This is a genomic window from Bradyrhizobium elkanii WSM2783 (assembly GCF_000472865.1).
GTDB lineage: Bacteria > Pseudomonadota > Alphaproteobacteria > Rhizobiales > Xanthobacteraceae > Bradyrhizobium > Bradyrhizobium elkanii_A.
Window position 1 is genome coordinate 277,107 of record NZ_AXAP01000001.1, and the last position, 21,538, is coordinate 298,644.

A 21,538-nucleotide genomic window follows, 5' to 3' on the forward strand; every position below is an offset into this window, starting at 1 on the left:
GACCGCTGGAGCGCAACAGTGACTGGCACCAAGCAACCCTGGGACGATGTGATACCGCTGGACGAGCGCGAGACCTATGCCCTCGCCGGGCTGGGTGGCGCGGCGGGATTCGGCAAACGACCGGCATTGCTGGTCATCGACGTGCAGTATCGCTCGGTCGGCAACCGGCCGATGCCGATCCGCGAAGCGATCAAGCAATACCCGACTAGCTGCGGCGAAGCTGGTTGGCACGCCATCGCACACATCGCCGAATTGGTGCGGCTGTTTCGCGAGAAGAAGTGGCCGGTAATTTTCCCGCATGTCGCACGGAAGGTGGGCCAGGACCAGGGCGCGTTCTCCTCGAAGATTCCGGGTATCATGCGGATCCCGCCTGAGGGCTATGACTTTGTCCGCGAGGTGGCTCCGGAGCCCGGCGAGTTGCTCCTGCCGAAGACTCAGGCAAGCGCGTTCTTCGGCACTCCGCTTGCGACGTATCTGATCGGTGCCGGCGTCGACTCGCTGGTGGTGACCGGCTGCACGACCAGCGGCTGCGTGCGGGCCTCGGTCGTGGATGCGTGCGCGCTGAACTTCAAATCAATTGTGCCGAGCGACGCCGTCTACGACCGCTCGCCCACGTCCCACGCCGTCAACCTGTTCGATATCGCCAGCAAATACGCGGACGTCATGCCGACGCAGGCCGCTATCGAGCGGCTTCACGCGCTGTCGGATGACCACACAGAGGATGAGAGAACGTGAGCGGCGCCGCGGCATCCGGATTGCTTTACGGCGCGCATGTGCGTGCCAACGGCATTCGGCAGCATTATCTGCGGTTCGGCGGGTCCGGGCCGGCGGTCATTATTGTCCCCGGCATCTCGACGACTGCGGCGCAATGGGCCTTCATCGCAGAGCGTCTGTGCTCCGGACACGACGTTTTCGTGCTCGATGTCCGCGGTCGCGGCCTTTCCGAAAGCGGCCCGCATCTCGACTATTCGCTCGACGCATGCGCATCCGACCTCATCGGGTTCGCTGAAGAGCTCGGAATGGGCCCTTACGCGCTGCTGGGCCACTCGATGGGTGGACGCATCGGGATCCGCGCCGCACGTTGCCGCCCATCGTCCATGGAGCAACTGATACTGGTCGACCCGCCGGTCTCAGGTCCTGGACGTCGCGCCTATCCGATTCCGGTCGAACCGCTTCTCAAATTGCTTGGAAGCGCGAAGCGCGGAGAAGCCGACGCGGCGCTGCGAAGCCCCTCTGCTCCGCGGTGGCCCGAGCAGCACATCCGCACCCGGGCCGAGTGGATGCATACCTGCGACGAGCGTGCGCTGATCGAGAGCCACAAGGGCTTTCATCACGATGACATTCATCGCGACCTCGCCCATCTCAGCGTTCCGACCGCGTTGATCGTCGCGGGGCGGGGAGGGGTCATTCTGCCCGAAGATGAAGAAGAAATTCGCGGATTGCTGCCGTCAATCGCGATCAGGATGCTGCGAAGCGCCGGTCACCAAATGCAAATCGACGATACCGAGGGCTTCCTTTCGATCGTTGAAGAGCTTCTAGCGCGACCGCGCGATCGGTTCGACGGCCGCTTGTCTAGGTTCGGCAAACAGGAGATCAGTGAAGATGTCCCGACAAATCGTTGATGTTGAAATGCTCGAGCTCTTCAAGGCCGAGCTGGCACTCTGCAAGGTGAAGAAGGGCGAAGTCGTTGCGGTCCTGAGCGGCGGCGAGGATCAGCAGGAATACGCCCAGGCCTTCATGCTGGCCGCGCAGAGCCTGGGCGCAACGACCTTTCATCTCAACGTGCCCAAATACGGCCAGGGCAAGGTCGCGGGCTTGCAGGGCCGGCACGCGCTCACGGGCAACCAGCCGGCGATCGATACGCTCAAGCGCGTCGATATGGTGATCGATCTCCTGGGGTTGCTGTTCTCTCGTGAGCAGCTCGAAATTCAGGAAGCGGGCACGCGCATCTTGCGCGTGATGGAGCCATTCCACATCCTCAAGAAGATGTTCCCGACTGAAGATCTGCGCCGGCGAACGGAGCTCTCTCGAACCCTCCTGCAGTCGGCCCGCAAAATGCGGATCACGTCGCCGGGCGGAACGGACGTAACTTATGGACTGAAGCAATACCCGGTCATTTCCGAATACGGATACACGGATGAGCCTGGGCGCTGGGATCACTTCCCGTCAGGCTTTGCCTTCACTCAGGCGACCGACGGCGAGGTCAACGGCACGGTGGTGCTGATGCCCGGTGATATCCTCTGCGCGTTCAAGCGTTACATCCAGTCGCCGGTCACGCTGACCATCAAGGACGGCTATATCGTCGACCTCAAGGGCGAAGGCACCGACGCGCTGCTCATCAAGAATTATATCGACAGCTTCGGCGATCCGCGCGGCTGGGCGATCTCGCATATCGGCTGGGGGTCGAACGAGCGTGCCGCCTGGCACCACATCGCGGCTTCCCAGGAGCTGTCGTCGGAGCACATCATGAATGCGCTCTCCTTCTACGGAAACGTCCTGTTCTCGACGGGGCCGAACACGGAGCTCGGCGGTACGAATGACACGCCGTGTCATTTGGACATCCCGCTTCGCGGCTGCAGCCTGTGGCTCGACGATATCCACATCCTCGACAAGGGCGAGTTTGCTTATCCGGAGCTGAGGGCGCCGGGCCGCTAGGCCCTGCACATCAAGCACGCAACCCGGAGTCGCGAATGCGACTCCGAATGATACCGGAGCCGCGTTCGCGACTCCCAACGATGCCAAAGTCGCATTTCGACTCTCAAAGACGCGGCAAGCGTCTCGGGCACGTCTATCGACTTCAATCCTCCAACAGGAAACGCGTCACATGTCGGCAACCATCTCGAGTTCGGAAGACTACACGCCGGGGCAACGGTATTCGATTATGATCTCAGCGATGCTGGGCTACATACTCGATTTCTACGACGTTCTGATATTTCCGTTCCTCTTGCCTGCGATTCAGCGATCGATGTCGTTATCGTTGACCGAGGTCGGTTCGCTGCAAGCTCTCACATTGTTCGGATCGGCCATCGGCGGAGCGCTATTCGGCGTCATCGGTGATCGACTTGGCCGAAAGACCTCGCTTCAACTCACAACCGCATTGTTTTCGGTTGCCGCGATCGTTTCGGCGTTCGCATGGAATTACTGGTCCCTTGCCGTGCTACGGTTCATCACCGGCATTGGTCTTGGCGGCGAGTACGGCGTCGGCATGGTGCTCTTCAACGAGGCCTGGAAGAAGAACAGCCGCGGTTTTGGTGCGGCTGCCCTTCAAGGCTGTGCTGTGATCGCGTCATCCACAGCTTCAATCGTTGGCATCTGGCTGATTGCGACGTTTAGCGACGAGTGGAGCTGGCGCATCGGCCTGCTGAGTGGCGGCGTACCCATCCTGCTGATTATCTTCATTCGCTTCTTCATGCCTGAATCCAAGATCTGGCTGGAGTATGAGGCGCAACGCAAGGCCGGCCGGGCTACTGCAGAAGCTCGTACACTTCCTCTTGCGGATCTATTCCGCAACGGGCTGGCACGGCAGACCGTCATCGCCTTCGTATGGCTGATGAGCTACATGCTCTGCTACTATAGCGTCGTCTCCTTTATTCCGACGCTGCTGCTGCGGGATATGCATACGCCGGGTGATGTTGTTCGCACGACGGCAGTTCTGCTCTCCGTGGTCAGCGGCATTTGCTATCTCGCGAACGGCTTTTTCAACGACAGGGCTGGCCGCCGCTTCGGAGCGCTTGTGCCCGCGCTGTTTTGGGTCGGGTCTCTGGTCGGTATGGCCGTCTGGGGCAGCCAGCTCTACGCCGGATCGAAGACTGAATGGCCGATGTTCTGGCTCTACATCGGCTTCGGCATGGGCAATGTGGCGCTGGGCGTGACCGGTGTCTGGATATCCGAGCTCTATCCGGTCAACCTGCGTGCGACGGCGGTGTCGACGTTCTATATGGGCGGTCGCGGGCTCGGCAGCATAGCGCCTGTGATTGTGCCTCTTGCGGCCGCTCACTTCGGTGGAAGCTTGCTCAACGGCATGGTTGCGGTGGCCCTTCCTGCTGCGACTGTGTTCATTATCGCCTCTCTTCTGCTTCCAGAGACCCTCGGTCGCGATTTGTCCGCGAAGGGCTTTAAGGTCGACATGGAAACGGAACCCACAATGAAGGCCGCTTCGGTGTCGGGTGTTTGACCCTGGTGGAGGGACGCTTGACCGGCGAGATAGGCGTTGTCGACCCGCTTGTCTCGTCGATGCATGCGGCGGAACTCATGCACACCCGCTGACGGGACGGCACAGCGCTTTCAAAATCGCCAGGCACTGCTTGCAAGTTTTGCGCTTGCGAACAAGTTTTGTGCTTGTACACAAGTAATGATCAAAATATCGTTACACTCGCTGATCTTGGGTCAACGGCTCCTGGATAAGGGCGAACTTGCGCGTCCAGAGTTGAGCGCGCGCTTGGTCGATAGCCGGCCTTAGATCATTCGTCGGACAATTCGAGGATCACTCAAGATGCGCATGTTAGTTGTAATGACCATCGCTGCCAGTCTTTCCCCTGCCGGGTCTCTCGCGCAAGCTGCCGACGACCCGTTTCCCACGAAGCCGGTCACCCTGACTGTCAATTACGGCGCTGGCGGCGGATCGGACGCGATTGCCCGCGCGCTCGGACGAGCACTTGAAAAGCCGCTCAAGCAACCGGTTGCGATTGAGAACATTGCCGGGGGAGCCGGAACGCGCGGTGTCACCGCCGTGGTCACGGCCGAGCCGGACGGATACCAGATCGGTGTCGCAACGAACAGTCCGATGACGATCGCCGTGCATACGGTCAAGGGATTGTCCTGGGGAAACCCCAGCACGTACGATATTCTGGGCGGCATTGGCATCGTCTACAACACCATCTGCATTCAGGCGGACTCGCCGTTGAAGACGCTGGATGACGTGGTGAAGTACGCGAAGGAGAACCCCGGGAAGCTGAAGGTCGCCAGCATTGCGGGCGGAATCAACCAGTACACTTGGGACGCTTTCGCCAAGAAGGCGAACATCAACGTGAGGTTCGTCCCCTATAGCGGCGATGCGGACGGCGTTGCCTCCTTCCTCGGAAAGAACACCGAACTTGCGGCGCTCACCTGGCCGGGGCTGAAGGCCCAGGTCGAAGTCGGAAAAGCGCGTCCGCTGGCGGTGTTCGGTCCCGAGCGGATGAGCTCGAACCCGGATGTCCCGACGTTCAAGGAACTGGGCTACGACGTCGTCACGACCAGCGACTACGTGGTCTATGCTCCGAAGGGAATTCCTGAGGCCAAACGTCGCGTTCTCGTCGAGGCCGTGAAGCAGGCCGTGTCCGATCCCGACTTTATGCGGGTGCTCACCGCTCAGAACATTCAGGTGCAATTCACCGATGGCGAGAAGATGACCCGTCAGTTCACGGAGATATTCAACGCCACGGCTCCATCGACTCCGAGCGGAAAGTAGGCCGCAGATGGACCAGGCGATAGTCATGAAGACCGAGGCTTCGACAGCGGCCAATGCTCCGGCATCGACCACCGGAATCAGGCTCACATCGCTCATCCTGACGGTCGCGGGACTGTTCTATCTTTATCAGGCCATCGAACTGCCGATGGGCGACCCACCGGGAACGGGCGTCGGCGCCGTACCCGTCCTGGTGGCGGTCTGCTGGGTGCTATTCGGCGCATTGGTGACGGTTCGTAACCGCGGCGTATCTGCTGATCTCGGTCCCTGGCCCCGGGGCAGCGCGGCGCTGCGCGTCGGGGTCGCCTTTTTCCTTTGCGTGATGTTCATCGTCGGGCTGCCCTTCTTTGGGATTTTCCTGACGACCGGGATCTTCCTCCTGTTGATGGGACGTCTTGCCGGCGCACCATGGACGAGTGCCGTCGTTCTCAGCGCGGCAACACCTGTTGCGTTCTGGATTGTCTTCTCATTGGGCTTGAAGGTATCGCTGCCGTTCGGCTCCCTTCTCACTGTCATTTTCAGGGGCTGACCATGGATCTGCTCGGTAACATGCTTGGCGGCTTCGCCGTGGCTCTCCAGCCCGTGAACATTGCGGCCGCACTGCTCGGGGCGCTTGTGGGCACCGCCACCGGCGTTCTGCCAGGTCTCGGCGTGCTGGGTGCGATGGCAATCCTGATGCCGATCACGATCCATTTTTCCGCAGTGACCGGTCTGATCATGTTGGCCGGGATTTACTACGGTGCCATGTACGGCGGATCGACCACGGCGATCCTCCTCAGAATCCCAGGCGAAAGCGGATCTATTGTCACGACGATCGACGGTTACGAGTTCGCGAGAAAGGGACGAGCCGGCGCTGCCTTGATGATTTGCGCCGTGGGATCGTTCATCGCCGGAACGATCAGCATTGTCGGGCTCAGCCTGTTCACCACGCTGCTAGCCGACGTTGCGCTGCGCTTCTCGTCTCCGGAGTTCTGCCTTCTGGCGCTGTTGGGCGGTTTGACGCTGGTGCGCATCACTGGAAACGATCCAGCCCAGAACATGGTCATGCTTTTGATCGGCATGGCTCTGGCGACGATCGGCGTCGATGCCGTCAGTGGGGACACGCGCTTTACATTCAACACGAGTACGTTGGCATTGGGCTTTGATCTCGTACCGGTCGCACTGGGCCTGTACGGACTGAGCGAGCTGTTCCACGTCCTCGCCTCGAACGAAGGATTTCCGCGTGCCACCACCGTGCGTTTGCGGGAAATGATCCCGACGCGCCGCGAGTGGTCGCGTGCATGGCCAGCCATCGTGCGAGGGTCGGGCATCGGCTTTCTTATCGGACTGTTGCCCGGCCCGGGCTCTCTCACATCGACCTTCGCCTCCTACGGAGTCGAAAAGGCCATCGCCCGAAAGCACCGGGACGAGTTTGGCAAGGGAGCGATCGAGGGCTTTGCCGGGCCGGAAGCGGCGAACAATGCGGTCGCAACCTCCGCGCTGGTGCCTGTTCTGAGTCTCGGGATTCCTTTCACGCCGAACGTGGCGTTGATGCTCGGGGCGCTTATCGTTCAAGGCATACAGCCCGGGCCGCTGCTGCTGTCCCAACACCCAAACGTCGTGTGGGGCCTCCTCGCGTCCATGTATATCGGAAATGTGGCGTTGCTCGCCCTGAATTTGCCGCTGGTCGGGATGTGGGTCCGGCTGCTGCGCGTTCCGCAATACACATTGATCGCCTTCATTTTCGCCGTCAGCTTCATCGGCGTCTACACGATGCGAAACAGCTACTGGGACCTTTGCGTTCTGGTCGGCTTCGGAGTCGTCGGGTCGGTTTTGCGCCAGATCGGTTTTGATCTCGCCCCGATGATTCTCGGCTTAGTGATCGGACCGATCTTCGAGAAGGCGTTGCGCGAAACGCTGTTCCTGAGCGGCGGGGATCTCACGATCTTTGTCACGCGGCCGATCAGCGCCGTGCTTTCGGCCCTTTGCGTAGTGGCAGTCGTCGGTCCCACCATTGCCGTGTGGATCACGCGCGGGAACCGCCTTTCGCAGCAATCGTAAGGGATAGTTCGGCACCGCTTCGAATGCGGCGCAAGCCGCCAACCAAGCTTCTCTGACGCTCCGAAAGCGCAAATGGTCGTCCAACCACCATTGCGAGATCGGTGACGAGTCCAACGATTGCGTCGTGCCGAGTGATCCTTGTTGCGGCGCAGCGGCGGCGGGGCTCGGCGTCGGTTTTGTGGGGCCTTGGTCCTGTGACCGTGGTTTTCGCGGCGGGGTGGCTTCTCACGAACCGGCGTAGTGAAAGATTTCAGACATCTGAAGCGCGGTCTACTAGCCCCTGATGACGCGGCTCGCCTACCGATGCGTATGTTGAGACGCCATGGCTCGTGGCGAAAAACGAAGATGCATAGCGGGAGGAGTGAAGGGATCATGGCTAAGCTAGTTGGGGTCTATGCGGTGCCGCATACGCCCAGCTTCGTCGCCGAGGTTCAGCTCAATGGCGATCGCTCTGAGACGTCGCGCTTTTTTGGTCAGATCAAGCAGCATCTGGATCAGGCAAAGCCAGACGTCATCTTCACCGTCAACAATGATCACTTTAACACGTTCTTCTTTGATATTTGGCCAACATTTGCGATCGGAATTGCCGAGACAACCTCAGGTCCCAACGATCAAACCCCTGGCATGCCGTGGTACGACCTTAAGGTCGAGGCGAACATGGCCCGATACGTCTTGTCTCATCTGATTAAAGAGGGGTTCGACTTTACCTCATCAGTCGATTTCGAGATTGATCACGGCGCATTGGTGCCCTTGCACTTTCTGACGCCGGCAATGAACTTGCCGATCGTTCCTATCTTCATCAATTGCGTGGTTCCGCCCCTGCCAACCTCGAGGCGATGCTATGCATTAGGGCGCGCTATTGCAGCCGCCATCCGTACTTGGGATAGCGACGTTCGTGTTGCGATCGTCGCCAGTGGGTCACTCAGCCTCGAGATCGGAGGGCCGCGGGTTGATGTAGACAAGACGTTCGGCATTCCTGATCCGCCTTGGGCATCATGGGTGCTAGATCGGATCACGCGGTGTGAGCATGATGAACTGATAGCCCAGGCAACTGAGGCGAGAATGCTCGCAGCGGGTAATGTGGCGGGAGAGCTTCTCAGTTGGATTATTGCCCTGGGGATTGTAGGTGCAAGCCCTCCCCAAATCCTCATCAATCAACCTGCCCTTGGTAACGCATTTGCCGCTTGGAACACCAGGAGCGAGCGGCCATGAACATCTATCTCATCCATACGCTCTGTCGCCGCGTCCTGCACGACAGGGAGTTCCGAAGGCAGATTCTCGAGAGCCCCGAGGCTGCCGTCTCATCTATGCCATTCAGCGACGAAGAGCGCGCTGCGCTATTGGCTGGTGATGTGGGGCGCCTGAATCGAGAGGGAGCCTCTGGCTTTCTTCTCCTCATACTCAGCCGCTTCGAGGTGTTCGGGTTGAAATTGCCGGTCTTTAACCGCCGCATGCGCACCGGAGCGCTGGACTGAGCGCGCTTCCGGCCGACGTCAGCGTCGCGCCGAGCTCGTAACAGCAATAGACGACACAAGGACTGGGAGGGCAACTCCTCTCAGAACGATCATCTGCGAGCAGTCACCAAGAGCTGCAGTGTCAAATCATAGGAGGGAATACATGCAGATAGAGCAACCGAATGAAATTGGGCCTGTCCAAAAGAGAGCGCTGCTTAGCAGCTTCATCGGATGGATGTTCGACGGTTTCGAAACGAGCACCCTGATTCTGGTTGGAGGAGCGGCGGTCCTGACGCTGTTGGACAGCCCGAAGCCGGATGAAGTGAGGTTGGCCGTTGGTGCGGCGCTTGGAAGTACACTTATGGGTTGGGCGGTCGGTGGAACGATCGGCAGCATCCTGGCCGACTACATCGGCCGGAGGAAGATGCTCATGATATCCATTGGGGGATACTGCGCGTTCACTGCCCTTACGGCTCTAAGCCATTCATTGACCGCTCTGATCGCCTTTCGGTTTCTCACCGGCATGTTCTTGGGATCCGAATGGAGCACGGGGACAGCACTGGTAGCCGAAACGTGGCCTGCCTCGGCGCGAGCAAAAGCACTAGGCATCATGCAATCGGGATACGGCTTCGGCTTCTTCCTTGCCGCGGGACTGTGGCTCTTTATCCAGCCCTACGGTGGCGCCGATGCATGGCGTTGGATGTTCCTGATTGGCGTATTGCCTGCATTTTTCCTGATCTACATCCGGAGAGAGGTCGGCGAATCGAAACTGTGGTTGGAGGCAGTCCACGGCTCTGCTGCGAGTAATGAAGCAAGTCATACCAAGCGTAGGTTCAGTCTCATTGAAATGTTCGACGATCGACGAGTTCTGACGCATTCGTTCGCGGCGCTTGTCATCGCCACTGTTACCGTCTCGGTATTCTACGGAATCTCGGCGCTCACCGGACCGTACATCGGTGCAATTGCCGCCAAGCAAGGCCTGACGGCGAGCTCATGGGCAAGCATCAGCGCGCTGGTGTACAACGGCGGTGCGATCATCGGATATGTGGCCGCCGGCTTTATTGCTGACGCGATCGGCCGAAAGCCATACATGCTGCTGATGTTTTTAGGCTCGATCGCCTCTGGGTTGCTAATGTATCTCGCGCCCCAGAGTCTGCTGATCGCGCTCTGCTGCGTGTTCGTTCTTGGTGTTTTTACACTGGGCGTCTTTTCCTGGATGCCGATCTATCTGCCGGAGTTGTTCCAAACACGCATCCGTTCGACGGCATCCGGCGTCGTGTTCAATCTTGCACGGTTGGTCTCCTTCCCCTTGCCAATCCTGACAGCCTTCTTGTTCTCGACGCTCGGAGGTTATCAGGCCACCGTCTTGTCGCTCGTTTCTCTATACGTGCTCGCCATCGCGGCGTTGCTGTTGCTGCCCGAGACACGAGGCAAAGCTCTTCCCGCCTAACATCACATGCTGAACTGACATCAGGAGGATTTCATGGATCTTGGAATTGCAGGACGAGTTGCCATCGTTACCGGCGCGAGCGCAGGCATTGGATATGCCGTCGCGGACGAGCTTTTGGCAAACGGGGCGTCCGTTCTTGTAGTGGCTCGAAACCAAGCCAGATTGAACCAGGCTGCGGAAAAGCTTCTTGGACGTAAAGGCGCGAAAGTCGCCTCGCTGGCAGCAGACGTGGCGAAGCCGGGGTCAGTTGAGCTCATCGTCGGTAAATCGATCGAGGCGTTTGGCGGATTGCACATCCTTGTAAACAATGCGGGGCGTGCCCATGCCGGCGGCCTAATGAATTCGAGCGAGGAAGATTGGGAAGAGATGACAGGCGTCAAGCTGACGTCGATGCGAAGGATGTGCAAGGCGGCGATCCCTCATATGCAAAAGGCTGGATGGGGGCGCATCGTCAACATGTCGTCCATCGGGGGAATTTACCCCAATCCGAAGTTGTTCGTTTCGCACGTTCTTAGCGCGGCCATCAACAACCTGACGAAGTCACTGGCGATGGAAGTGGCAAAAGACGGCATACTCGTGAACGCGATAGGGATCGGTGCCGTCGCCACGGACAATTGGGCGAACAACATGGTCCCGGCTGTGCGACGGGCGCGGCAGGAGTTTAGCACTCTGTCGGACGACGAAGTCATTGCGCGAATTTCGGCTGAGCGTACCCCCGTGGGCCGCGCGGGAACCGCTCAGGAGATCGCCGCGATCGCAGCGTTTCTAAGTTCGGACAGGAATGGCTTTGTAACGGGCGACACGATCGAGGCGTCCGGGGGCGCCGATCGTTTCATGTAGCCGGACGGATGGGCGGACGGCCCTCCGCTCGGTCCGCCGCAAAAATCGCAGTTCGTGGCATTCGACCAGGGTAGCTACTGATCGCGAGTGGATCGTACGTCGGCAGGTTGCGCGGGATCTTTGAAGGCTGTTTCGCGCTTCCCGGGATCAGCCTGTTGCCGATGGCGAAGAAGGAATGGAAATTTTGATCATTAGAGACGAGATCACTGACGCCGAGGCGCTCAACTATCACCTCGAGCCATGGCCCGGAAAATACGAGGTGGTGTCCTCGACGCCAATGCTAACGCAACGGGACCTGTCGCTTTCGTACAGTCCGGGCGTTGCCGCTCCTGTCTTGGCTATCGCCGCACGGCCCGACACCGCCTACGACTACACCGTGAAGGGCAACATGGTCGCCATAGTTACGAATGGTACCGCGATTTTAGGGTTGGGAAACCTGGGGGCGCTTGCGTCGAAGCCGGTGATGGAGGGTAAGGCGGCTTTGTTCAAGCGGTTCGCCGGCGTCGATGCGATCGACATCGAGCTTGAGACGGAAGCCGTCGATGAGATCGTAAGAACGGTCCGCCTCATGCAGCCGACGTTTGGCGGAGTGAACCTGGAGGACATCAAGGCTCCTGAGTGCTTTCTCATCGAAGAACGGCTGAGAGAGACAATGGATATACCAGTGTTCCATGATGATCAGCACGGAACGGCGGTGATCTGTGCCGCAGCGCTTATCAACGCGCTTGATCTGGCTGACAAGAAGATCGAAGACGTGAAGATCGTGCTCAATGGAGCTGGAGCAGCAGGCATCGCATGTCTGAAGCTCTTGAAGTTCATGGGCGCGGTCCGGGAGAATTGCATTCTGTGCGATTCGAAGGGGCCAGTGTGGAGCGGCCGTACTGACGGAATGAATAGATGGAAGTCCGAACATGCGACAGACACGACTGCCCGCACGCTGGAGGAGGCGGTCGAAGGCGCCGACGTTTTCATCGGAGTGTCTGTAAAAGGCGCGTTGACCCGTCGGATGGTTGACAGTATGTCGGCAGACCCGATTATTTTCGCCCTTGCAAATCCAGACCCTGAGATCACCCCCGAGGAAGCTCGGGCCATCCGTGCTGATGCCATCGTGGCGACCGGTCGCTCCGACTACCCTAACCAGGTCAACAATGTTCTTTGCTTTCCATACCTGTTCCGGGGAGCACTGGACGTCCGGGCGCGCGCGATAAACGAGGAGATGAAAATCGCATGCGCTCAGGCCTTGGCTGGACTGGCACGCAGTGCGGTGCCTGATGAGGTGGAGAGTGCGTACGGTAGGAAGCTATCGTTTGGGCGTGACTACATCATTCCCACACCGTTCGACCCGAGGCTGATCTATACCGTACCAATAGCGGTGATGAAGGCAGCCCTCGAGACGGGTGTTGCCCGGCGATCGATCCCAGATCTGGGGGAGTACGAACGAGGTCTCCGGCGCAGAATGAAGAGAACTGATTAGCGCCTAACGCGAAAGATCAAGTCCCAAACGGCTCGCGAGGGCGCGTGCTGCAGCCAGATCTCTCCCCGCGGTCGCGGCAGGAAAGCTCTCTAGCGCCGCCACGAGCGTCGACCTGGCTTCGTCATCATCCCCTTGGCTGGCCAGCATGGTGGCCAGATCGGTGGCGACTTTCAAGGTCCAAGCCTTTGCCCCTTGTCGATGGCTAATCGACAGAGCCTTTCTGAGGCCGGCAATGGCTTCGGAAGGGGAATTATTGAGGTGCGAGCCAGCGCGGCGAAACTCTGGTTCGCCCCAGGACGAATCGCTCTCGCATCGAGAGAGGAGCACCGATGAGATCGGCCGAAGAGCGGAAGGATCCCACTTGTTTCGTTGTGCGGTGAGTAAGATGTCGCTGAACAGCGTGGAGTACTCCTGATCAAAGCCCAGCCGTTCAACGGAAGCCACGGCTGCCGCTAGGCGCGAGACAGGTACCTCCCCCTCATCACACACCTGAGCCCACAACTCGAAGAGGTCGCCGTAGGTGCTCCAAAAGCCCAATCCATGTTCGCGCGCAATGTGTTGTAGGCGTTTTGCCTCGCGCCGAACAGCTTCATAATCGCCGTCAAGAGCGTGCACAGTGCACCAGCCTTCTGCAAGTGCGCAGCAGAGCGTGTTGGCATGGTCGAGCGCTTGCGCTTCGTCGGCCGCGGCAGCCGACATCTCCCTGCCTTGATCGCCGAAGCCTTGGACCCAAAGTATACGCGATAGGAACGACAACCCGGCGATACGCTGATCGATGCCGAACCGAAATGCCTGCTGAGGGCGGTTGACATCGAACCAGCGCAGGCTGCTCTCGATAAGTTCCCGCGCGAGATCGTGATTGCCGAGAAAGTGTTGGGCGACACCGCAGATGCGTCGGCCGACCGCTTGCGCTTCCGAATCATTAGACGCAGTAGATAACTGGAGCATTTCCTCCGCGTGCTCCAGTGCCAAGCGGTAGCTACCCGACCTGAGATTGTAGAGCCAAAGTCCGTATCGAGCTTGCAGTTCGATCTCGTTGGCGCGGAGTTCCCGAGCGAGGGTAAGAGCCTTATGCCATGCAGCGCTCGTCTCAATGACCGGACCGATTGCCCAGCTGAGCGCCGTTCCAAGAGCCGCCATAAGCGCCATCTCGTCGTCCGGATTGAGGGCGTCTGCGAGACGGTCCAAGGCTTGGGTAATCCGCCGTCGGCATTCATCATGCAATGACAGCTGAATCCAGAAGGGAGTTGCGCATGCCAACATGCTTACGCCGATCCGCATATCTCCCTTCGCGGAAAAAGACCAGTCTAGAGCGGCACGGATGTCATCGATCGCATTTTCGTAGGTTGCGCGCCAATCCTCCGTCGGAAGCGTCTTCCAGTCGTCCGACGCGCGTCGAGTGATCTCAACGAAGTAGGCTGCGTGCCGTTCCGCGCTCAAGTCAACGTCACCGCGTTCTGCCAGCTTCTCCAGCGCGTAGAACCGAATCGTTTCCAAGAGCCGATATCTCGGTGTAGCGCGATTTAAATCAAGGAGAAGAAGTGACTTCCCTACGAGGCCGCTGAGTAGGTCAAGGCTGAACCACGGGTCATCGTTCTCGGGCGCTGCAACGGCTCTTGCCGCCTGGGCGTCGAAGCTCGAGGCAAAAAGAGCCAATCGGCAAAATAGTCGCTGCTCGTCGCTGTCCAGAAGATGGTAGCTCCAGTCGACAGTGGCCCTGAGAGTGCGATGCCTCGATAAGGCCGTGCGACGACCAGCGGTCAGCAGGTTGAAGCGATCATCAAGTGCGGCGAGAACGCCTCGGACTCCAAGCGTGGAAACGCGAGCCGCTGCGAGCTCTAGGGCGAGGGGCAGGCCATCGAGGCGTTGACAAATCGCACTCGCGACCTCCACATCAAGATCGAGCGACTGCACGTTCGCTGACGAGCGCTCTGCGAAGAGCTCGAATGCTGGGTATGCCATCGCAACACCCAAGTCGCGTGTGTCGGCCGGCGGAACCGCGAGGGGCGCAAGGCGATAGATCTGTTCGCCATCGAGGCCAAGAGGCTCCTGACTGGTAATCAGCATCTTAGCCATAGGGACGTGGCGCAGAATCGTCTCAACGTTCCTGGAGATTGGTCCAGCAAGATGCTCGCAGTTGTCAACGATCAGGAGAAGCTGACGACCCGACAGCAGGAAGCCGATCCGATCGGCGCGCTCGATGTCGGGGGAAGGGATCTGCAGTGCTCCCGCAAGGGTTGGGCCTACTAATTCGTCCTCCGAGATCTTGGCGATTTCTGCCAAGTGGACGCCATCTTGAAAATGTCCGGCCAAGCGTCGTCCGAGCTCAAGAGCGATTCTTGTTTTCCCAACTCCTCCGGTGCCGGTAATTGTGACGAGACGGCTTTTGTCGAACAATCGCTCGATTTCGCGAAGGTCAACGGCGCGTCCGAGCAGTGAGGTCAAGGGAAGTGGCAGGTTTGACGGCGGCGATCGCTTCGCCTCCGACGCTCCTTTTTCGGAATGCGGCGTCCGTTCTTCTGCGACCAGTCGATAGCCGCGCCCGAACTCGGTCCGGATCATGCCGCGATCTGGGCCTAACGCTCGCCTAATCGCCGACATTTGGGCTTGAAGATTGTTCTCTTCGACAACGACCCCCGACCAGACGGTATCGATAAGTTGGTCCTTTGACACCAGCTCGCCGTCGGCCTGCACGAGCACCCAGAGGACATCGAAGGCGCGCGTGCTGATGTCGACCTTTGCACCCTCGCGCAAGAGTAGGCGTAATCTCGGGAAGATGCTGTAGCGTCCGAACTGGACGCCCTTGTCGTCGCGAGTTTGATCCTTCGAGGGGGATGAAGAAGCGGGCTTCATAAAGCCACTCTATACGATGGGAAGGCCGAATTGTGCCTGCAAAGTTTGTCATTTCGGCCGCCCCATCGCAACTTGCCAAAAGTGAGCAAAATTAATGAGTTCCGGCTCAATTTCGTGAGGGCGAGTGTCCATTCAAACGCGGAAATTCGACTCAAGGCTCCGCATGGCAGGTTCAATCCCTCGAGACAGACCGGTCGTGTTCGGCGCAGCAAGCAGAGGTCGAGTTCCTCACACAAAGAATTTCGCCGTTCTCAGCCTTTCGGGTTAATGCGCGGCGCCAGGGCAACCGTCGTGAACGGGCGACACTTATGACCACTGTCTTACCTTCGCAATGGTCTCAAACATCCCCACAGCGCCCCCGCCAAACGGATTGAGAGCTTCCGCTTTCGCAACGGCATAACTCACGAAACTTGTTCCAGCGCTTCTCGTCGATGTCTCGCAAGCGGTGGGCTTCGTATCGGCGCGCTTCCTCTTCATGGTAGCGCTCTGCTGCTCTTCGCGTTCGCGCTTCATTTCTTCAAGGGTCGGCCCTGTGGCCATTATCGCGCCGACAAGTTGCCATGAGTTACCGATCCTGACCTTTTGCGACTCAACCCATTCAGGCCGCCGACCCTGCAGGTAGGTTGTGATGCTGACCCGCAAAAATCCTGAAGAATCCAATCCCGACTTGCAATACTCGGTGAACGCGGTCCATTTGCGTTGGGGCTATCTGGATATAATCTGCGAGGATGGCACAAAATTCAGAATTAGATGCCGCGCAGCGCGCCATTAATGGAAATAACTTCCAAAATGGAAGCTCGGAGGGTACAACAACGCAAGCAGTCGATCGGTTGCCGGTGCTAGAGTTCGATCAATCGTTGATCGCGTGGGCAACTGGCATGACCCTTTGCGATCATGGCGACGGAGGTTGCGCCAGCAACCGGATTGCGAGGATTGATGATGAAGACGATCGGCTTGATTGGCGGAATGAGCTGGGAGAGCACTGCGGTGTATTATCGCCGGCTCAACGAGCAGGTTCGCAACCTCTGCGGCGGCCTGCATTCCGCCGAGATCGTCATGCGCTCGGTCGACTTCGAGTCAATCGTCGCGATGCAAACCTCGGGCGATTGGGACGGCGCTGCTGGCGTATTGCAGAAGATCGCGCGCGAGCTCGAGGCCGCCGGGGCCGATTGCGTGCTGATCTGCACCAACACCATGCACAAGCTCGCCGACACGGTGCAGGCGGCGATCCGCGTCCCGCTGCTGAATATCATCGACATATGCGCACATGAGCTGAAGGCGGCCGGCGTTCGCCGGCCGCTGCTGCTGGCGACCCGCTACACCATGGAGCACGATTTCTATCGCGAGCGCATGAGCGTCCGGCACGGGCTGGACACCATCGTGCCGGAGGCCGATGATCGCGCGGCGGTGCATGACATCATCTTTTCCGAACTGTGCTGCGGCATCATTCGTGAGTCCTCGCGGCAACGCTACATGGAGGTCATCAGGCGCGGGCGGTCCGCCGGCGTGGACAGCGTGATCCTCGGCTGCACCGAAATCGGACTCTTGATCCGGCCGGAAAACCTTGATTTACCGGCGTTCGACTCGACGCTGCTGCACGCGGATGCGGCGGTCGATTTCGCTCTCGGCGATGGGCCGCTCGGTCGCGCCGACGCAGCCTGAGGGAGGAAGTTCTAATGCGTGCGATGATCCTGCGGGAACATGGGGGACTCGACAAGCTCACCTTCGATCCGAACTTTCCCGATCCAGACATCGGCCCGGCCCACGTCTTGTTGCGTGTGCGAGCGACGTCCCTGAACTATCATGACATTTTCACCCGCCGCGGCATGCCGGGGATCAAGGTCCCGCTGCCCCTGATCATGGGGCTTGATGTCGCAGGCGAGATCGTCAGGGTGGGTTCCAAGGTCGAGGGCTGGAAGGTCGGCGACCGTGTGCTCGTCGATCCGCTCAATCGCGTCGAGGGCGGGCTGATGGGCGAGACCATGAATGGCGGGCTCGCGGAGCTGTGCAAGGCGCCCGCGCACCAGCTTGTCCGGATTCCCGACAATGTGAGCTTCGAGCACGCGGCGGCCCTGCCGGTTGCCTACGGCACTGCGCACCGCATGATGACCACCAACGGTCAGGTCTCGGCGGGTGAGAAGGTACTGATCCTCGGTGCCAGCGGGGGCGTCGGTGTGTGCTGCGTGCAACTCGCCAAGATTGCCGGCGCCTATGTCATCGCCTGTGCGGGCTCGGCAGAGAAGGCGCGGCGGCTCAAGGAAGTCGGCGCCGACGAAGTCATCCTCTACACCGAGGAAGATTTCATGCAGGTCGTGCGCCAGCGTCACGGCCGGCCGCAGCGCGTTGGCAGCGGCTCGTCCGTCAACGGCGGCGTCGATGTTGTCGTCAACTTCACGGGCGGCGACACCTGGGTGAAGTCGCTGCGCACACTGAAGCTCGGCGGCCGTATCCTCACCTGCGGCGCGACCGCCGGCTACGATCCAGCCGAAGACCTCCGGGTGATCTGGACATTCGAACTGCAGATCCGTGGCTCCAACGGCTGGGAGCGGGACGATATCAAGAACCTGTTCGCGTTGGTTTCCGCCGGAAAACTGAGCGCGTTGATCGACAAGTCGTTCCCGCTGGAGCGGGCAGCAGATGCGCTGCGGATGCTGGAAGACCGCACCGTGTTCGGCAAAGTCGTGGTGACGCCATGACGACGCCGCTTGATCAAGGTCAGATCGAGGCGATGCTGAAGCAATCGCCGTTCATCTCGTTTCTCGGACTGACGGTGACCGCGCTCGATGCCGACAAGCAGGAACTCGTCATGAAATCGCCGATGCGGCCGGAGTTCGAGCGCGAGCCCGGCACCAGGCAGTGGCACGGCGGTCCGATCGCGTCGATCATCGACACCGTGGGCGACTACGCGCTTGTGATGTTCGTCGGCCGCGGCCTGCCGACCATCAACTTCCGCGTCGATTTCTTCCGGCCAGCGATCGATACCGAGCTGATCTGCACCGGTCGAGTGCGCCGGCTCGGCCGCACCGTGGGCGTCGCCGATGTCGACGTCCACGACGTGAAGGGCGCTCTGATCGCGATCGGGCGGGCGACCTATGCGATCTAGAACGCCCGGAAGTGAAGGGCCGTGATGAAGCTGCTCGCTGACAGGATTGCTCTCGTCACCGGCGCAAGCCGCGGCATCGGCCGAGCGATCGCTGTCCGGCTGGCACAAGACGGCGCTGTCGTCGGCGTTCATTATCGGGTCCGAAGCGACGAGGCAAGGCAGACGCTCGAGCTGATTCGTGCGCAAGGTGGTGACGGCTTCCTTGTCGCGGCGGATCTCGCCGATCCAACCGGCGCCAGCCAGCTTGCAGAGGCGCTGATTGGCAAGCTCCGCGAGGAACGCGATCCGCCGTTGCTGGACATTCTCGTCAACAATGCAGGCATCGACGACCGCAAGACCATCGAGCAGGTGAGCGAAGCCGACTTCGACCGCATACTGCAGATCAACTTCAAGTCACCGTTTTTCCTGATTCAGAAGCTGCTGCCGGTCATGGCGGACGGTGGCCGCATCATCAACATCTCATCAATGGCGGCGCGGCTGTCGTTCCCGACCATGCCGGTCTATGCGCCGACCAAGGCGGCGCTGTCGACACTCAGCCGCGTGCTCGCCGCGCATCTCGGGTCGCGCGGCATCACCGTTAACGCGGTGCTACCGGGCGCAACTTCAACGGATCTCAACCCCGCCGCGTCTGATCCGGAGCGCAGCAGCGCGATCCGCGACACCGTTGCGCTCGGCCGGATTGCCGAGCCGGGCGACATCGCACCGGTCGTCGCGTTTCTGGCGTCGCGTGAGGGTGGTTGGATCACAGGCGAGACCATTGAAGCGAGTGGCGGCCAGCGCTTATGAGTACGGATCCCGATCCCGATTTCTTGTTGCCTAGCCCCGCCGCCGGCCGAAAGATCCACTTTCGCATGCCTCATGGCGAGCATGGCTGCTGCGAAGATGCTGCGGCATCTTCAGCGTTCCCTCTTGTGCAGTGCATTGAGTGTAAATTCAGTGCATGGTCGTTGGTGGAGACAGGACGCTGATGGATCGCATCGATCTCAAGATTCTCGGTTCCCTGCAGGAGGACGCGATGATGCCGCTCGCGACCGTCGCCGAAAAGGCAGGGCTGTCGAGTTCGCCCTGTTGGCGGCGGATCCAAGCGCTGATCGAGAAGAAGATCATCCGCCGCCGCGTTGCACTGCTTGATCCAGACATGGTCAACGTGCCGGTGACGGTATTCGTGACGCTGAAGACCAACAAGCACCACACCAAGTGGATGACGGCGTTCGCCCGCGAGGTTGCGAAGATTCCGGAGGTGACCGAATTCTATCGCATGAGCGGCGAGGTCGACTACCTGCTGCGCATTGTCGTGCCGGATGTTGCGGCATACGACGGCGTTTATAAGCGACTTATCAACGCGGCGGAACTCTTCGATGTGAGTTCGAGCTTCGCGATGGAGACGATCAAATACTCCACTGCGTTGCCGCTCAACTACGTCAAGATATGAACCGCGCCGCGACTCGTCCGTTGATTGATGATGCGTTGATTGATGATGCAGGGTCACGTCGCGCCGCCGCCCTTTCGTGAAGAGCTTTTCAAGTGGGTTCGTACGCGAATGCGCGAACCCGGATAACTGCGATGTTGGAGGAACTATGAAGAACATTTGCCTCAGGATTGTGATGAGGCGGCTCGCGACGGCCGCTTTTTGTACGGGACTCGGCATCGCGAGCCTGGGCATCGGTAGCGCGTCAGCTCAGCAGAAGGCGGCGGATACCTCGCCGGTGCGGATTGGGGTGCTCACCGACATGTCCGGCCTTTTTGCTGACATTTCCGGTCCGGGCGCGGTGGTCGCGGTCAAGATGGCGGTCGACGATTTCGGCGGCAAGGTGCTTGGGCGTCCGATCGAGGTCATTTCCGCCGACCATCAGAACAAGGCGGATGTCGGCGTGTCGCTCGCACGCGCGTGGATCGACGAGAAGAACGTGGTGATGCTCGCTGATCTGATGAACTCGGCGGTGGCGCTCGGCGTGATGGAACTCGTCAAGTCGAAGGACCGCGTTGCGATCGTGAACGGGGCGAGCACCTCGGTGATCACCAATGAGAAGTGCACGCCGAACAGCATCCACTACACGTGGGACACCTATGCGCTCGCCCGAGGCACGGCCAATGCCGTCGTCCGCCGCGGCAAGAACAAGTGGGCGATCCTCGAGGCCGACTACGCTTACGGCCACCAGCTCGCCAGCGATAGCCGGCGCTTCGTCGAGCAGGCGGGCGGCACCGTGGTTTCGGAGGTCAAACATCCAATCAATACGAGCGACTTCTCGTCGTTCCTGCTGCAGGCGCAGAACTCGGGCGCCGACGTCATCGCGCTGGCCAACGGAGGCGCCGATACGATCAATTCAATCAAGTCGGCGGCCGAATTCGGCATCGGCCGCGACGGCAAGCAGCAGGTCGTCGGTCTTGCGATCAATCTCAATGACACCAAGGCGCTCGGTCTCAGCTCCGCGCAAGGACTGTTGCTCACCGAGGCGTTTTATTGGGATCTGAACGACGAGACCCGCGCCTGGTCGAAGCGCTTCATGGAGAAATTCGGCAAGATGCCGACCTCGACTCAGGCCGGCGACTACTCGTCAACGATGCACTATCTCAAGGCGGTCGCTGCGGCCGGTACGCTGGACGCGCAGGCCGTGATGGCCAAGATGCGCGAGATGCCGATCAACGACTTCTTCGCGCACGATGGTCACATTCGGATCGATGGTCGCATGGTGCATGACATGTATCTTGCGGAGGTGAAGAAGCCGTCGGAGTCGAAGGGGCCGTGGGATTTCTACAAGATCCTTGAGACGATCCCGGGCGATCAGGCGTTCCGCCCGTTATCGGATAGTGCCTGCCCGCTGGTTAAGAAGTGACATTTCCGGCTTCCGAGCGTGGCGGCCATTCAGCGGCGGACCTC

18 protein-coding genes and 1 pseudogene are annotated in these 21,538 nt (G+C 59.9%); 18 read left to right on the top strand and 1 reads right to left on the bottom strand.

Going from position 1 to position 21,538, the window contains the following annotated elements:
* Nucleotides 1–18: 18 nt before the first annotated feature.
* From YY7_RS0101340 to YY7_RS50280, 12 genes and pseudogenes are all read left to right on the top strand, one after another.
* Entirely contained in the window at nt 19–735 is a 717-nt protein-coding gene (locus YY7_RS0101340; protein WP_028161653.1) for an isochorismatase family protein, read from the top strand.
* Entirely contained in the window at nt 732–1,622 is an 891-nt protein-coding gene (locus YY7_RS0101345; RefSeq protein ID WP_028161654.1) for an alpha/beta fold hydrolase, read from the top strand. Before YY7_RS0101340 ends, YY7_RS0101345 begins: the two co-directional genes overlap by 4 nt.
* Nucleotides 1,603–2,655, top strand: a complete 1,053-nt coding sequence (locus tag YY7_RS0101350) for a leucyl aminopeptidase (RefSeq protein ID WP_028161655.1) — start codon at nt 1,603–1,605, stop codon at nt 2,653–2,655. Before YY7_RS0101345 ends, YY7_RS0101350 begins: the two co-directional genes overlap by 20 nt.
* 169 nt (nt 2,656–2,824) lie before the next feature.
* On the top strand, nt 2,825–4,174 hold the full coding sequence (locus tag YY7_RS0101355) for an MFS transporter (RefSeq protein WP_028161656.1): 1,350 nt from the start codon (nt 2,825–2,827) through the stop codon (nt 4,172–4,174).
* Between the two features lie 318 nt (nt 4,175–4,492).
* Nucleotides 4,493–5,449: a Bug family tripartite tricarboxylate transporter substrate binding protein gene (locus tag YY7_RS0101360; RefSeq protein ID WP_080663517.1), complete on the top strand. Its 957-nt coding sequence runs from the start codon at nt 4,493–4,495 to the stop codon at nt 5,447–5,449.
* 25 nt (nt 5,450–5,474) lie between these two features.
* On the top strand, nt 5,475–5,975 hold the full coding sequence (locus tag YY7_RS0101365; RefSeq protein ID WP_196237199.1) for a tripartite tricarboxylate transporter TctB family protein: 501 nt from the start codon (nt 5,475–5,477) through the stop codon (nt 5,973–5,975).
* Nucleotides 5,976–5,977: 2 nt separating this feature from the next.
* The gene (locus YY7_RS50265) at nt 5,978–7,486 is read left to right on the top strand and encodes a tripartite tricarboxylate transporter permease (protein WP_035688755.1); all 1,509 of its coding nucleotides are present in this window, start codon (nt 5,978–5,980) and stop codon (nt 7,484–7,486) included.
* Between the two features lie 372 nt (nt 7,487–7,858).
* On the top strand, nt 7,859–8,698 hold the full coding sequence (locus tag YY7_RS50270; protein WP_196237200.1) for an extradiol ring-cleavage dioxygenase: 840 nt from the start codon (nt 7,859–7,861) through the stop codon (nt 8,696–8,698).
* A complete protein-coding gene (locus YY7_RS0101380; protein WP_028161659.1) occupies nt 8,695–8,961 on the top strand; it encodes an aromatic ring-opening dioxygenase LigA in 267 nt (88 codons plus the stop codon). Before YY7_RS50270 ends, YY7_RS0101380 begins: the two co-directional genes overlap by 4 nt.
* Nucleotides 8,962–9,103: 142 nt before the next feature.
* Complete coding sequence (locus YY7_RS50275; RefSeq protein ID WP_051396426.1) at nt 9,104–10,390, top strand: MFS transporter; 1,287 nt, start codon at nt 9,104–9,106, stop codon at nt 10,388–10,390.
* Nucleotides 10,391–10,423: 33 nt separating this feature from the next.
* Nucleotides 10,424–11,230, top strand: coding sequence for an SDR family NAD(P)-dependent oxidoreductase (locus tag YY7_RS0101390; RefSeq protein WP_028161660.1), 807 nt, complete (start codon nt 10,424–10,426; stop codon nt 11,228–11,230).
* A 175-nt stretch (nt 11,231–11,405) separates the two neighbouring features.
* A pseudogene (locus YY7_RS50280) lies at nt 11,406–12,686 on the top strand (malic enzyme-like NAD(P)-binding protein); the annotation flags it as partial.
* A 21-nt stretch (nt 12,687–12,707) separates the two neighbouring features.
* Here the strand turns inward: YY7_RS50280 and YY7_RS0101400 are convergent.
* Nucleotides 12,708–15,557: a winged helix-turn-helix domain-containing protein gene (locus tag YY7_RS0101400; protein ID WP_028161661.1), complete on the bottom strand. Its 2,850-nt coding sequence runs from the start codon at nt 15,555–15,557 to the stop codon at nt 12,708–12,710.
* A gap of 939 nt (nt 15,558–16,496) precedes the next feature.
* Here YY7_RS0101400 and YY7_RS0101410 point away from each other — a divergent pair.
* The 6 genes from YY7_RS0101410 (at nt 16,497) to YY7_RS0101435 (ending at nt 21,494) form a co-directional block, all read left to right on the top strand.
* A complete protein-coding gene (locus tag YY7_RS0101410) occupies nt 16,497–17,219 on the top strand; it encodes an aspartate/glutamate racemase family protein (RefSeq protein ID WP_028161663.1) in 723 nt (240 codons plus the stop codon).
* A gap of 14 nt (nt 17,220–17,233) precedes the next feature.
* Nucleotides 17,234–18,253, top strand: coding sequence for a zinc-binding dehydrogenase (locus YY7_RS0101415; protein WP_028161664.1), 1,020 nt, complete (start codon nt 17,234–17,236; stop codon nt 18,251–18,253).
* Nucleotides 18,250–18,660, top strand: coding sequence for a PaaI family thioesterase (locus YY7_RS0101420; RefSeq protein WP_028161665.1), 411 nt, complete (start codon nt 18,250–18,252; stop codon nt 18,658–18,660). Before YY7_RS0101415 ends, YY7_RS0101420 begins: the two co-directional genes overlap by 4 nt.
* 24 nt (nt 18,661–18,684) lie before the next feature.
* Nucleotides 18,685–19,446, top strand: coding sequence for an SDR family NAD(P)-dependent oxidoreductase (locus YY7_RS0101425; protein ID WP_028161666.1), 762 nt, complete (start codon nt 18,685–18,687; stop codon nt 19,444–19,446).
* 181 nt (nt 19,447–19,627) lie between these two features.
* Entirely contained in the window at nt 19,628–20,092 is a 465-nt protein-coding gene (locus tag YY7_RS0101430; RefSeq protein ID WP_028161667.1) for an Lrp/AsnC family transcriptional regulator, read from the top strand.
* A gap of 145 nt (nt 20,093–20,237) precedes the next feature.
* A complete protein-coding gene (locus YY7_RS0101435) occupies nt 20,238–21,494 on the top strand; it encodes an ABC transporter substrate-binding protein (RefSeq protein ID WP_155254989.1) in 1,257 nt (418 codons plus the stop codon).
* Nucleotides 21,495–21,538 lie beyond the last annotated feature (44 nt).